Genomic DNA, 12,891 nt, shown 5'->3' with positions numbered 1-12,891 from the left:
CACCCGCTCGGCCGCCTCCGACCGCGGCGCCGGCGCCAGACTCAACGGACTGCTCATGCGCTGCGACCCCCACGTCGGTGTGGCTGCTGCCTCCTCCGCAGGGTGCCAGAGCGCCGGCCGGCGGGCTTCCCGGGCGTCAACGCTCGGGGTCCTCCTCGGACGGGCCGCGGGTCAGCTGACGCAGCTCGGAGACGACGTCGGTCGCGACCGTGGTCAGCTGGTTCACCGCACCCGAGACCAGCCGCCGCACCCCTGCGCCGTCCAGACCGAGCAACGAGCCGAACCCGGCGGCGACGTCGACCCCCGGGAACGCCCCGGTGGGGCCGTGCCCCTGCCCGTCGGCCAGCTCCGGCGACCAGCGCATCGCGTCGCCGGACATCGTGATGTCGCCGGTGGCCCCGTCGATGGCGTCGGTCACCGGGTTGGGGGAACGCTCCATGGCCGCCTCCGCGCCGCACGTGCCGTAGCCCGATGGTCGCGCGCGCGGCTGCCCGGCGCCAGGGGCGGCGCGCTACCGCAGCCGGGTGATCGCCAGGAGTGCGACGTCGTCGCCCCGGACGTCGCCGGCGAGCTCGACCAGCAGTCGGTCGCACAGCTCGTCGGGGTCGGACGTGCCCGCCCGCACCGCGGCGCCCAGCAGCCGCGCGAAGCCCTCGTCGATGTCGGCCACGCGGCTCTCCACCAGGCCGTCGGTGTAGAGCAGCAGCGTGGCACCGCGCGGCAGGATCCCCGCCCACTCCGCCGCCGGGGCCGGCGCCGGCGGGGCGCCCAGCATCCGGCTGGGCCGGACGTCGAGCAGGGCCGCGTCCGTCCCGGCGACCAGCAGCGGCGGGAGGTGCCCGGCCGAGGCCACCCGCAGCTGACCGGTCTCCGGGTCGAGCGTGGCGAACAGCGCCGTCGCCATCCGTTGCAGCCCGAGCAGCGACCAGCCGGCCTGCAGCCGGGCGATGACCGCGCTCGGCGACGGCCGGTCGGCCAGCGTCGCCCGGTAGACGCTGCGCAGCTGCCCCATGACCGCGGCGGCGGTGATGTCGTGGCCGACGACGTCCCCCACCGCCAGCGCGACCTGGTCGCCGGCCAGGGGGACGACGTCGTAGAAGTCGCCGCCGACGTCGGCGCCGCGGCTGGCCGCCAGGTACCGGACGGCGACCGCGAGCCCGGGCACCGGCGGCGGCGCCGGCGGCAGCAGGTTGGCCTGGAGTGTGTGCGACGTCAGCGTCTCCAGCTCCAGCCGCTGCGCCTTGTCCACCACCTGGGCCACCTGCAGGGCGAGCTGCTCGGCGACCTCGATGTCGGCAGGGGTGAACGGCCCGCGCCGCCTGTCGGCCCCGAGGGTCAGGACGCCGAGCGTGCGGCCCTCGGCGATGAGCGGCACGCAGACCAGGGCCGTCAGGTCCAGCGACCGGGCGATCTCCAGATGCCGCGCGTCGGTCGCGATCCGCTGGAGCCACTCGTCGGTCACCTGGCGGATCCACACCGTCCGGCCCTGCCGCATCGCCTGCGCACCCGGGTGCGGGTCGCCCCGCTGCGGCAGGTGCCGCTCCTGCAGCTCGGCCATGAGCGGTCCGAGCACCGGGTCACCGTGCCGCGCCGCCGGGCGGGTCAGGCCGTGCTCGCCGGCGAGGTCGATGACGCAGATGTCGGCCAGCCGCGGAACCGCCAGCTCGGCCAGCTGCTCCGCCGTCTGGCTGACGCTCACCGCCGAGGCCATCAGCCGGGACGCGTCGAGCAGGAACGCCGAGCGCCCGGCCTGCCGCGCGGTCTCCTCGAACAGCCGGACGCGCTCGATCGCCTGCCCGGCCTGCCGGCCGATCGTGGCCAGCAGGTCGGCGTCGGCCTTGCCCAGCGTGCCGCGCTGCCCCGGCTCGGCGAGGTCGATCAGCTCGCTCTCCCCCGCCGCCCCCAGCACGAGGACCAGCGCGCCGAGGTGCCGGTTGTCGGCGTTCACCGAGACGACGACCAGCGCCTCCTGCCCGGTGTCGGCCATCGCCCGCGCCAGCCCCGGCCACACCGACCGGACCCCGGCGCCCAGCGGGACGGTGTGCACCCCGCCGCTGCGGACCAGCTCCGCGCCGCCGATCGCCGCCGCCTCCATCTCCCGGAGCAGCTCCTCGGGGATCCCGTCGACGGCGAGGAGTTCGACCGGCGGCAGCGACGGCTCGGGGCGCGCGCTGCCCCGCCGTTCCGTCGCCAGCCACAGCCCCGCGCCGGTCGCGGACACCACCTCCCGGCTGCGGGACACGATCACCTGGCCGACGTCCCGGACAGACGTCGCCGCCGACACCTCGGACACCACCTGCTGCAGCACCCGCGACCGGGCCTCGGACTCCGCGGCCGCGCGCTGGGCGGCGAGCAGCGCCCGCTCGTACCGGCGCCGCGCCGTCGCCTCGAACACCGTCGCCCGCACCAGCACCGGCGCACCCGTCTCGTCGCGCACCTCGACGGCGTTGACCAGGCACGGCAGCAACGTGCCGTCGGCCCGGACGACGTCGAGCGCCACCTCCCGCACCGCGCCCTGCATCCGCAGCAGCGGCGCGAGGTGGGTCTCGTAGAAGGTCTGCCCGCCGATGCTGAGCAGCTCCTGGAACCGGGAGCCGAGCAGGTCCGCGGCGTTCCGGCCGGTCCACTCGCAGAAGGTGCGGTTGACCTTGACCACCCGGCCGTCGGGCAGCGTCGAGAAGTAGCCGCAGGGCGCGTTCTCGTAGAGGTCGGCCGGATCGTCCTCCAGCAGTTCGTCGAGGGCGGGGTCGGTGCGCCCCGGGTCGTCCATGGCGGGGGCCGTCAGGCGGACAGGAAGGCCCGGATGGCCGCCGTCGTCTCCTCCGGCGCCGAGAGGTGCGGGCAGTGCCCGGTCGCGGCGAGCTGGGTGAACACACTGCCGGGCACGTGCTCGTGCACGTACCGGCCGACCACCTCGGACGCGATCGCGTCGGCGCTGCACTGCAGCACGAGGGTGGGGACCCGGACGGTGGGGAGGTCCGCGCGGTTGTCGGAGAGGAAGGTGACGCGGGCGAACTGCCGGGCGATGTCGGGATCGGTGCGGCAGAAGCTGTTGGTCAGCTCCTCGGAGAGCTCGGGCCGCTCGGGGTTGCCCATGATCACTGGCGCCATGGCCGCCGACCAGCCGAGGTGGTTGCTGTCCAGGGACTCCAGGAGCCCGGCGATGTCGGCCCGGGAGAACCCGCCGGTGTAGTCCTCGTCGTCCACGTAGCGGGGGCTGGGGCCGACCATCACCAGCGCCCCGAAGACCTCCGGGGCCCGCGCGGCCGCGAGGACGCCGATCATCGAGCTCACCGAGTGGCCGACGAACACCACGTCGGTCAGCTCGAGCTCGCGGCAGATCTCCACGACGTCGTCGGCGTACCCCTGCAGGGAGCCGTACTTGACCGGGTCGTAGGCCGACAGGTCCGACCGGCCGGAGCCGACGTGGTCGAAGAGGACGACGCGGTGGTCCACCTCGAAGTCCGACGCGATGAACCGCCACATCTCCTGGTCGCAGCCGAACCCGTGGGCGAACAGCATCGGTCGCCCGTCGGGCACCCCGCTCACGCGGACGCGGTTCCGCATGATCGCGCTCACCGGGCGAACGTATCCGTCCGGTACCCCTCCTGTCGCCCTCGGTCGCCACCGCGGCGGCCCGCTGTCCACCGCGCGGTGGACCCGCCGTCCGACCCGGCGGGGATCCCGCGGTGTCCCGCCCCGGGAGGGACGGAAAACCCTGTCGCCCGGGACAGCGGCGTCCCTACGCTCCTCGGCATCCGAGAGCCGAACGACCCGCCACGAGGTGTCTCATGACCGCCGCCGCGGTCCTCCCCCGCCCCACCGCCCCGCCCGTCGACGGCCCGCCCTCGCGCGCCGTCGCCTACCAGCGTGTGGTCCACCAGCTGGTGCGCCGCGAGCTGCGCCTGCTGGCCGACCTGGCCGCCTGGGCGCCGGCCGACGACGTCGACCGCACCCGGACCCTGACCCGTCACGCCGACCTCATGGGCCGGCTGCTCCTCCAGCACCACGCGACCGAGCGCGAGCTGCTGTGGCCGGCGCTGCTGCGCGCCCTGCCGGCCGACCGCGTGGACGCCGCCCGCGAGCGGGTGCAGGACTGGACCGCCCGCGTCGCCGGCCTCGACCACCGGCTGCGCGACCTGTCCACCGCCGCGCGGCAGTGGGCGGTGGCCGAGGCCGCGAGCGCGCGGGACGCCTTCGCAATGGCCTGCCGGGCCCTCGCCGACGCCGTCGACGCGCAGACCGCCGAGGAGGATCGAGAGCTGTTGCCGCTGATCGCGGACCACCTCCCGGCCGAGGCCTGGACGGCGGTCACCCGGGCCGCGCGCCGCACGCTGTCGGCCCGGGAGCAGCTGTTCGTGCTCGGCCTCGCACTCGAGGACGCCTGCCCCGGCGACCGCACCCGGCTGCTCGCGGGCCTCTCACCGGGCACCCGGCTGGCGTGGCGGCTGACCGGCCGCCGTCAGCACCGCGCCGCCGTCGTCCGGCTGCGGGGTGCGCCCCCGGCCCCCTGACCCCCAGGCCCCCGCGGGGTCCCGCCGCGGCCCCGTCCCGGGTTCCGCCCCGAGCCTGCGGACCGGCCCCCTGCAGGGTCCCGCCGCGAGCGTGCGAGCGGTGGTGGGCAGGGGGTCCTTCTAGTAGCGCGACGTGCCGCAGTCGCCGCAGCGCTTGCGCGGCGGCACGGTCTGCCGCAGGCAGTTGGCGCAGGTCCACGGCGTGCGGTCGAGGCGCGGGCGGTTGCGGGACCGCGACGGGCGGCGGGCCTGCCGGTCGGCGGGGGCCCGGTCTGTGGTGATCGTGGTCATGTCTACCTCCTGTGGTGCGCAATCCGACCGTAGGCGGCCGACATGTCGGGGAGGTGACCTGCGGGTTGCCGTCCTGGAGCGGAACCCGCACCGCTCCTAGAGGTGCTGCAAGCGGTCGTCCAAGTGCCGCCCCAGCGCCCCGCCAGCGCCCGGCGGGAGCGTCCTCGCAGCGAGCCGGACCGCCGGCTCCCCCACCCGAGGAGGCACCCGCCATGACCCTGACCCGCACCCTGCTGCGCACCGCCGTCCCGGTCGCCGCCGTCGCGACCGTCCTCGCCGGCGCCGGCACCGCGTCGGCCTCGTCCGTGGCGTTCACCGCCTACGACACCGACGGCAACGGCTACGCCGACGGCTACGGCTTCGACGACGACGGGGACGGCTACGAGGACACCTGGGCCATCGACTGGGACGAGGACGGCGTCGCCGAGCAGATCACCGTCGACACCGACCTCGACGGCTGGGCCGACACCTTCGCCTTCGACAGCGACGAGGACGGCTACGTCGAGGAGGTCGGCGTCGACACGACCTACAACGGGCTGCCCGACGTGTGGGGCGCCGACGCCGACCTCGACGGGTACGTGGACGCCTACGCCCACGACGTGGACGACGACGGCTACGCCGACTACTCCGAGCCCGCGGCGACCGCCGGCTACGCGTACGCGACGGTGACCGTCGTCCTCGCCCAGGCCGGCGGCTGGACGTACTGGGAGGTCGGGTACGAGTACGGCTACAGCACGCTGACCTCCGCCGACCGGGCCGACGACGGCATCGCGACCCTCACCGGCAGTGAGAAGCTGGGCGCCGCGACGTCCACCGACGCCGACCTCCCCGGTGACGCCGTCGCCGACGTCCTGCACGGGCTGGCCGGGTTGTTCTGACCGGCGATGAGTCCCGGCTCCCCCGGCGGTCGGAACGGTGTGACCGCGACCTTCGTCCTCGTGCCCGGAGCCGGCGGGCAGGCCTGGTACTGGCACCGGCTGGTGCCCGAGCTGGAGCGCCGGGGCGCCACCGCCGTCCCAGTCGAGCTGCCCGCCGGCGACGACTCCGCCGGGCTCGACCGGTACACGCGGACGGTGGTCGAGGCGCTCGACGGAGCCCGGGACGGGCCGCTGGCCGTCGTCGGCCAGTCGATGGGTGCGCTCACCGCGCCGCTGGTCTGCCGCGCCACCCGGGTCGACCTGCTGGTGCTGCTGAACGCGATGGTCCCTCGACCGGGCGAGAGCGGCGGCGAGTGGTGGACGGCGACCGGGCAGGCCCGGGCGCGGGAGGAGGCGGCGCGCGAGCACGGCTGGCCCTACGACCCCGAGGACCTCGGCGACACCTTCACCCACGACGTGCCGCCCGAGGTGCTGGCCACCGGGCCTCCGGACTTCGCCCAGTCGGGGACGCCGTTCGCCGAGCCGTGGCCGCTGGACCGCTGGCCCGACGTCCCGACCCGGTGTCCTGGCCGGCCGCGACGACCGCTTCTTCCCCCTCGCCTTCCAGCGGCGGATCGCCGCCGAGCGGCTGGGACTGCCGGTCGACGAGGTCCCCGGCGGGCACCTGGTCGCGCTCAGCCGCCCGGCCGAGCTCGCCGACCGGCTGGTGGCCCACCTCGACGGGAGGGGACCAGGATGGCCGACGACGGCCGCTCCGCCGTCGTCCCCAGCGCAGGAGGTCCCGTGACCCTGACGTCGCCGTCCGCCGGTCCCGCCGCGGAGATCGGCCCGCCGCCCCCGTTCGACCCGGAGTGCGCGGTCGCGCTGGAGCAGTTCGCGGAGGTGTTCTCCACGCCCCTGACCGCGGAGATGATCCCGGTGCTCCGGCAGGGCGAGCTCATGCCGCGGCCGACCGACGACGACCTGCGCCGCGGCGGCGCCTTCACCATCGAGGAGCGCGCGGTCCCCGGGCCCGCGGGCGCCCCGGACGTCTCGCTGCTGATCTGCCGCCCCACCGCCGCGACCGGGCCGACCCCGGCGATCTACTCCACCCACGGCGGCGGCATGGTCGCCGGCGACAACCGCTCCGGGGTCCTCGGCATGGTCGAGCACGCCGAGGAGCTGTGCGCGGCGGTCGTGTCGGTCGAGTACCGGCTGGCGCCCGAGACGCCGCACCCCGGCCCGGTCGAGGACTGCTACGCCGGGCTGGTCTGGACCGCGGAGCACGCCGGCGAGCTGGGCATCGACCCGGACCGGATCGTGCTGAGCGGGGGCAGCGCCGGCGGGGGCCTGGCCGCGGCGCTGGCCCTGCTGTCCCGCGACCGCGGTGGCCCGGCCCTGGCCGGGCAGCTGCTGATGTGCCCGATGCTCGACGACCGCAACGACACCGTCTCGTCCCACCAGATGGCCGGCCTCGGCGTGTGGGACCGCACCGCCAACGACACCGGCTGGACGGCGCTGCTCGGCGACGCCCGCGGCGGTCCCGACGTCTCCCCCTACGCCGCCCCGGCGCGGGCCACCGACCTGTCCGGCCTGCCACCGGCGTTCATCGACGTCGGCTCCGCGGAGACCTTCCGCGACGAGGACGTCGAGTACGCCACCCGCATCTGGCAGGCGGGGGGCCGCGCGGAGCTGCACGTGTGGCCCGGCGGCTTCCACGGCTTCGACGGGTTCGCCCCCGACGCGACCATCTCCCGGGAGGCGCGCGCGGCCCGGCTGGACTGGCTGCGCCGGCTACTGGCGGGCTGAGCGCCCCACCACGAGCACGGCGACGCCGCCGGCCAGGTCCACGGTGCTGGTCGGCGGCGCGCCGTCCTCGACGTCGACCCGCCTGGTCTCCTGGATGCGCTGCTGCTCCAGGTCGACCGCCCGGCCCGGGGCGAGTGCGGCGGAGAAGACGTCCAGTCCGCCGGCCGCCAGCGCGTGCCGCTCCCGCCGCGTGACCGGGCTGCGCCGGCCCAGCCGGGACCACAGCTGCTCCGCCGCCGCGAGCGCGACGAGGAGCAGCACCAGGCCCGGGAGGGTCAGCGCGACGAGCAGCCCGGCACCCATGGAACGAGCGTAGGCGGGGCGGCGCGCCGCACATCGGGGAATGCGGGGGCACCATGGACGTTCGTCTGTTGCCGCAGACGGACGCCGACAGGAAGACGTGCAGTGCCGACGACGCAGCCCGATGTCGTTCCCCACCCCGAGATCGACGCCGAACAGCAGTACGTCGAGGAGCTCTACGGCCGCCTCGACGCCGCCCGCGACCTCGCCAGCCGGCGGCTCCGGCAAGCCATCTCCTGGCCCGCGGTCGACCCGCAGGCGCTGCAGGAGCGCGACGCCACCGTGCGGTTCCAGACCGAGCGGGTCACCGCGCTGGACGCCGCCGAGGCCGGCCTGTGCGTCGGCCGGATCGACCGCACCGACGACGGCCCGCTCTACATCGGCCGGATCGGGCTGGCCGCCGACGACGCCGGCGGCGACCCCGCCCTGGTCGACTGGCGCGCACCGGCCGCCCGGCCCTTCTACACCGCCACCCCGGTGCACCCGCTGGGCGTGTCCCGGCGCCGGCACATCCGCACCCGCGGCCGCCGGGTGGTCCGGCTGGACGACGAGGTGCTCACCGGCGGGGTCGCCACCTCCGGCCTGACCGGCGAGGCGGCGCTGATGGCGGCCCTCGACACCGCCCGCACCGGCCGGATGACCGACATCGTCCGCACCATCCAGGCCGAGCAGGACCGGATCATCCGCGCCGACGACCGCGGCGTCCTCGTCGTCCAGGGCGGCCCCGGCACCGGCAAGACCGCCGTCGCCCTGCACCGCGCGGCCTACCTGCTCTACACCCACCGCGAGCGGCTGGCCCGCCGCGGCCTGCTCGTCGTCGGCCCGACGCCGACCTTCCTCCGCTACATCGCCGACGTGCTGCCCTCCCTCGGCGAGACCGGCGTACTGCTGGCCGGGCTGGGTCAGCTGCGTCCCGGCCTCGACGCCCGCGGGGTGGAGTCGCCCGAGACGGCCGCGGTCAAGGGCCGGCTGGAGATGGTGGAGGTGCTGGCGCGGGCGGTCGCCGACCGGCAGGTCGTGCCCGAGCGCCCGCGCGAGGTGACCATCGAGGGCTACGTCCTCCGGCTGCGCCCGATCGACGTCACCCGGGCGCAGAACGCCGCCCGCAAGGCCGACCGGCTGCACAACCTGGCCCGCCCGCACTTCGCCCGCCGGATCGTCGACCTCCTCACCAAGCGGTACGCCGAGCGGCTCGGTGCCGACCTGCTCGACCGCGAGGACCTGTCCGCGCTGCGCAAGGAGGTCGCCGAGGACCACGCCGTCCGCGGGCTGGTGGAGGAGCTGTGGCCGGTGCTGACCCCGGAGCGGCTGCTCCGCGACCTCTACGGCGACCCCGCCCGCGTCGCCCGCGCCACCCCGGGGTGGGACGACGAGACGCGGGCGCTGCTGCACCGCCGGCACGGGGCGGCGTGGACGCCCGGCGACGTCCCCCTGCTGGAGGAGGCCGAGGAGCTGCTCGGCTTCGACGACAGCGCCCAGCGCGCCCGCGAGGAGCGGGACCGCCGGCGCCGGCTGGCCGAGGCGCAGGAGACCCTCGACGTGCTGCACGGCTCGCGGTCCATCGACCTGGAGGACGAGCACCTCGAGGCCGAGGTGCTCAGCGCCGGCGACCTCATCGGCGCCGAGGAGCTGGCCGAGCGGCAGCGGGCGGTCGACACCCGCACCACCGCCGAGCGGGCCGCCGCCGACCGCACCTGGACCTTCGGCCACGTCGTCGTCGACGAGGCGCAGGAGCTCTCGCCGATGGCCTGGCGGCTGCTGGTCCGCCGCTGCCCGACCCGGTCGATGACCGCCGTCGGCGACCTCGCCCAGACCGGGACGCTCGCCGGGGCGTCGGCGTGGGCGGACACCCTGGAGCCGCACGTCGGCGCGGCGTGGCGGCTGGAGGAGCTGACCGTCAACTACCGCACCCCGGCGGAGATCATGGCCGTCGCGGCCGACGTGCTGGCCGCCGGCGGCACCGGTGCCACGGCGCCGCGGTCGGTCCGGCCCGGCACCGCCGCGCCCTGGGCCGAGGTGACCGCCGCCGGCGCGCTGGCCGGCCGGGTCGCGGAGGTGGCCGCGGAGTGGGCGGCGCACGAGGGCACCACCGCCGTCGTCGTCCCCGCCAGCCGGGTCGCCGAGCTGGCCGCCGCGGTCGCGACGCGGGTGGACGGCGTCTCCTCCGGCCCGGACGCCGACTCGACGCTGGGCCCGGTGGTGATCACGCCGACCGAGGCGAAGGGCCTGGAGTTCGACGCGGTGCTCGTCGTCGACCCGCAGGGGGTGCTCGACGAGGGGGTGCGCGGCCACAACGACCTGTACGTGGCGCTCACCCGCGCCACCCAGCGGCTCGGCGTCCTCTCCCCCGGCCCGCTGCCCGAGGAGCTCACCCGCCTCGCCTGAATCGGCCCCCGCGGGGCAGAAATGGCCATGTCGGCCCCTCGGAGGGCGGGCCGGGGCCGGGTCAGAGCCGGCGGCGCGGGGTCAGTGCCGGCGGCGCCGGGACATCAGCGCGGCCGCCTCGTGCAGGCCGGCCATCGCGGCGGCGACCAGCAGCGCCAGTGCGCCGATCCCGACGAGGGTGACGCTGTGCATGGAGGAGACGTCGAGCTCCGACCACACCAGGCCGACGACCAGTGCGGCCAGACCGACGATCGCGGTCAGCGGTGCCAGCACCCTGCTCATCGGTGTTCTCCCCCTCCACAGCCGGCCCCGATCAGACCACGGCCGGCCGGCGGCCAGGACCGCCTCCCGCGCGCCCGTTGCGGAGCGCGACCGGCCGGTCTCAGGAGGTGCCGCGCACGTCGACCACCACGCCGTCAGCCGGCCGGGCCGGGATCCGCCGCAGCGAGATGGTGAGGTCCTGCTCGGGGACGTCGACGTGCAGCCGGGCCAGCCGGACGGCGAGCGCGGACAGTGGGACAACGGTGGTTGGTGCGCGGGTCAGCACCACGCGGGCCTCCTCGAGGAGCACGATGCGGCCCTGGCGGACCCAGCCCGGGACGGCGGCGTCCCACGCGGTGGTGGCGCAGTCGACCAGCGGGCCGGTGCGGGCGGCGTCCATGAGCGGCGCGACGAACAGCGCCTTGCGCACCCGGTGCTCGTGGCCGTCGAGGGTGTGCACCGCGCCCGTGCCGAACAGGGTGGCCTGCACCGGCTCGGGGATGGCGTGCGCGCGGCGGACGTGGTCCTCGTCGTAGAGGAAGCGGGCGGCGTCGGGACCCTCGATGCCGAACGCCGCCCCCCCAGCCGGGTCGGCACGGTGCGCCGGCCCAGCGCCCGGCGCCTGTCCGGCAGCCAGGCACAGCCCTGGGTGAGCAGCCGGACGGTGTCGTCGAGGCGGGGACGGCGCATGGGAGGGCCCTGCCCAGCCCCGAGGCCCCGGTAACCGCGGGCTGTGGAGGGCAGAAATGGCCATTCCTGCCCTGGTCAGCCGGGGCGCTGGCGCTGCAGCCGGTCGTCGACCCGGTCGGTGGCCCCGTCGGCCGGCGCCTGCTCCTCCGCGCAGGTCCGCGAGCCGAGCCGCCGCAACAGGGCGGCGACCTCGCCGGTGGCCGAGGTGCTCGCCCGCGCCGGCATCGCCCGCTCCACCTCGCCCAGCGCCTCGGCCAGCGCCCGCTCCTCGTCGTTGAGCAGGCCCCGGTAGGCCGGGTCGAGCAGGTACCCCGTCGGCGGGGTGGACAGGCAGACGATCAGGTCGAGCACCACCTCGAGGAGGCGGGCCGCCTCGGCCGGCTGGGTGTCCGCGGGCGCCATCGCGACCGTCTCGACGTCCTGCTCCCACAGCCGGGCGCGGGCGGGGTCCTCGCGCAGGGTGAGCACGGTGCCGCTGCGTCGCCGCGGCTCGGTCCCCGGGCTCGGGATCGCGCTGCGCACCTGGTGGGCGATGCGGATGAGGTCGTCGTCCTGCATCGAGGTGCCGACGAAGAGCACGTGCCGGGTGAGCAGCAGCGAGTGCAGTACGCCGGCCAGCGCCGCCCGCGAGTCGCCGAACTGCAGGTACTCCTCGCGGGTCAGGACGACGCTCTCCGGGTGGGCGGCGTCGCCGTGCAGCTTCAGCAGCCACGGCCGGCCGGGGACGGCGTCGTCGAAGGGCAGCACCGACAGCTCGCGGCCGATGTCGGCGGCGGCGAGCTCGACCAGCGGGTCGTAGTTCGTGGTGACGAGTTCCTGCACCGGCAGGTCGGCGAGCAGCGCGTGCGCGAGCGCGTAGCGCCCGGGCCCGAACCGCTCCTTGACGAAGGCCTCCAGCTGCTCGCGGCCCAGCTCCCGGGCCAGCAGGGCCGCGGCGTCCTGGGCCGGCAGCCGGGTCAGCCCCGCCCGCAGGGCGTCGTCCAGCCCGGATCGCTCCGCCAGCTCGTCGAGCAGCTGCTCCCAGGTGGGCAGCCCCGCCGCGGCGCTCACCCCCGCGCCGACGAACGCGGCCAGCTGCCCGCGGCGGGCCCTCTCGCCGAGGTCCTCGGCCAGCTCCCGCAGGTGCCCGGGCAGGTGCCAGCCGTCCTCCTCGCCGCGGCGCACCCGCTGGGCCGCAGCCAGGTCGCTGGGCCCGCGCAGCACCAGCGCGACGTCGAAGCCGTGCTCGCCGGCGGCCTCGCGCAACACCGGCAGCAGCTGCTGCAGGAGCGTGCCGCGCCGCCCGGCCGCCCCGCCCCAGCCGGTGCCCAGGGCCGGCAGCGCGACCAGCCGGCGGGCCCGGCCGTGCACCGGCCGGCGCACCTCCCGCCGGGCGACCGCGGCCAGCGCCTGCCGGGCGCCGTCGAGCAGCCACGGCAGGGTGCCGTCGGAGTCGGGCTCGCGGTCCGCGCCGTCGACGGTGTCGACCAGCCAGAGCCTCGGGGAGGCGTCCCCGGGCACCTCGAGCACCCGCTGCTCGCCGTTCCAGCGGAGGTCGAGACAGAGGCCGTCGGAGTCCTCGCTGGTGACCAGCTCCGACGGCAGGAGCTCCCGCCATCCGGCGGTCACCCGCAGCGCCCGGTCGGTCGGCACCAGGACGTCGTCGCACACCAGCCGGCGGAGGTCGGCGCCGACGACGAAGACGTGTCCGCTCACGCAACCGGGGGTTCCCCGCTCCGACCACCGGGTAACCGGAACGACACCGCCCGTTCCGGGCGGCACCGGTGGGGGCCGGGGCGGCAACG

Annotated in this window: 12 protein-coding genes; 4 read left to right on the top strand and 8 right to left on the bottom strand. The window is 76.4% G+C overall.

From position 1 onward, the window contains the following. Positions 1-136 precede the first annotated feature (136 nt). The 3 genes from MY520_RS24315 to MY520_RS24305 form a co-directional block, all read right to left on the bottom strand. A complete protein-coding gene (locus MY520_RS24315) occupies positions 137-439 on the bottom strand; it encodes a hypothetical protein (protein ID WP_436695263.1) in 303 nt (100 codons plus the stop codon). A gap of 72 nt (positions 440-511) precedes the next feature. Next, the gene (locus MY520_RS24310; RefSeq protein ID WP_436695262.1) at positions 512-2,770 is read right to left on the bottom strand and encodes a SpoIIE family protein phosphatase; all 2,259 of its coding nucleotides are present in this window, start codon (positions 2,768-2,770) and stop codon (positions 512-514) included. A gap of 11 nt (positions 2,771-2,781) precedes the next feature. Then, positions 2,782-3,579: an alpha/beta fold hydrolase gene (locus MY520_RS24305; protein ID WP_436695261.1), complete on the bottom strand. Its 798-nt coding sequence runs from the start codon at positions 3,577-3,579 to the stop codon at positions 2,782-2,784. Positions 3,580-3,791: 212 nt separating this feature from the next. Here MY520_RS24305 and MY520_RS24300 point away from each other — a divergent pair, with 212 nt between their 5' ends. After that, positions 3,792-4,514, top strand: a complete 723-nt coding sequence (locus tag MY520_RS24300) for a hemerythrin domain-containing protein (protein WP_436695260.1) — start codon at positions 3,792-3,794, stop codon at positions 4,512-4,514. Between the two features lie 120 nt (positions 4,515-4,634). On the opposite strand, the gene MY520_RS24295 is transcribed toward MY520_RS24300, so the two are convergent. After that, positions 4,635-4,805 carry a hypothetical protein gene (locus tag MY520_RS24295; RefSeq protein WP_436695259.1) on the bottom strand — a complete coding sequence of 57 codons (171 nt, stop codon included), beginning with the start codon at positions 4,803-4,805 and terminating at the stop codon, positions 4,635-4,637. Positions 4,806-5,017: 212 nt separating this feature from the next. On the opposite strand from MY520_RS24295, the gene MY520_RS24290 reads away from it, so the two are divergent. Together MY520_RS24290 and MY520_RS24285 are read left to right on the top strand one after the other, a co-directional pair. Beyond that, on the top strand, positions 5,018-5,683 hold the full coding sequence (locus MY520_RS24290) for a hypothetical protein (RefSeq protein ID WP_436695258.1): 666 nt from the start codon (positions 5,018-5,020) through the stop codon (positions 5,681-5,683). A gap of 39 nt (positions 5,684-5,722) precedes the next feature. Beyond that, the gene (locus tag MY520_RS24285; protein ID WP_436695257.1) at positions 5,723-7,471 is read left to right on the top strand and encodes an alpha/beta hydrolase fold domain-containing protein; all 1,749 of its coding nucleotides are present in this window, start codon (positions 5,723-5,725) and stop codon (positions 7,469-7,471) included. On the opposite strand, the gene MY520_RS24280 is transcribed toward MY520_RS24285, so the two are convergent. Then, a complete protein-coding gene (locus tag MY520_RS24280) occupies positions 7,457-7,774 on the bottom strand; it encodes a DUF6191 domain-containing protein (protein WP_436695256.1) in 318 nt (105 codons plus the stop codon). The two genes, MY520_RS24285 and MY520_RS24280, sit on opposite strands and share 15 nt — an antisense overlap. Positions 7,775-7,876: 102 nt before the next feature. On the opposite strand from MY520_RS24280, the gene MY520_RS24275 reads away from it, so the two are divergent. Beyond that, positions 7,877-10,156, top strand: a complete 2,280-nt coding sequence (locus tag MY520_RS24275) for a HelD family protein (protein WP_436695255.1) — start codon at positions 7,877-7,879, stop codon at positions 10,154-10,156. A gap of 81 nt (positions 10,157-10,237) precedes the next feature. Here the strand turns inward: MY520_RS24275 and MY520_RS24270 are convergent, their stop codons facing one another. The 3 genes from MY520_RS24270 to MY520_RS24260 form a co-directional block, all read right to left on the bottom strand. Then, a complete protein-coding gene (locus MY520_RS24270; protein ID WP_436695254.1) occupies positions 10,238-10,438 on the bottom strand; it encodes a hypothetical protein in 201 nt (66 codons plus the stop codon). Positions 10,439-10,538: 100 nt separating this feature from the next. Then, the gene (locus MY520_RS24265; RefSeq protein ID WP_436695253.1) at positions 10,539-10,907 is read right to left on the bottom strand and encodes a hypothetical protein; all 369 of its coding nucleotides are present in this window, start codon (positions 10,905-10,907) and stop codon (positions 10,539-10,541) included. A 275-nt stretch (positions 10,908-11,182) separates the two neighbouring features. Beyond that, on the bottom strand, positions 11,183-12,802 hold the full coding sequence (locus tag MY520_RS24260) for an SIR2 family NAD-dependent protein deacylase (RefSeq protein WP_436695252.1): 1,620 nt from the start codon (positions 12,800-12,802) through the stop codon (positions 11,183-11,185). Between the last annotated feature and the right edge of the window lie 89 nt (positions 12,803-12,891).

It is taken from the genome of Geodermatophilus sp. CPCC 205506 (assembly GCF_051383635.1).
Taxonomy (GTDB): Bacteria; Actinomycetota; Actinomycetes; order Mycobacteriales; family Geodermatophilaceae; genus Geodermatophilus.
This window is presented reverse-complemented; position numbering and strand designations above follow the sequence as displayed.

Bases quoted from the DNA above. Each gene is read 5' to 3' on its own strand.
- MY520_RS24315 (WP_436695263.1), bottom strand. From the start codon at position 439: ATGGAGCGTTCCCCCAACCCGGTGACCGACGCCATCGACGGGGCCACC.
- MY520_RS24310 (WP_436695262.1), bottom strand. From the start codon at position 2,770: ATGGACGACCCGGGGCGCACCGACCCCGCCCTCGACGAACTGCTGGAG.
- MY520_RS24300 (WP_436695260.1), top strand. From the start codon at position 3,792: ATGACCGCCGCCGCGGTCCTCCCCCGCCCCACCGCCCCGCCCGTCGAC.
- MY520_RS24295 (WP_436695259.1), bottom strand. From the start codon at position 4,805: ATGACCACGATCACCACAGACCGGGCCCCCGCCGACCGGCAGGCCCGC.
- MY520_RS24290 (WP_436695258.1), top strand. From the start codon at position 5,018: ATGACCCTGACCCGCACCCTGCTGCGCACCGCCGTCCCGGTCGCCGCC.
- MY520_RS24280 (WP_436695256.1), bottom strand. From the start codon at position 7,774: ATGGGTGCCGGGCTGCTCGTCGCGCTGACCCTCCCGGGCCTGGTGCTG.
- MY520_RS24270 (WP_436695254.1), bottom strand. From the start codon at position 10,438: ATGAGCAGGGTGCTGGCACCGCTGACCGCGATCGTCGGTCTGGCCGCA.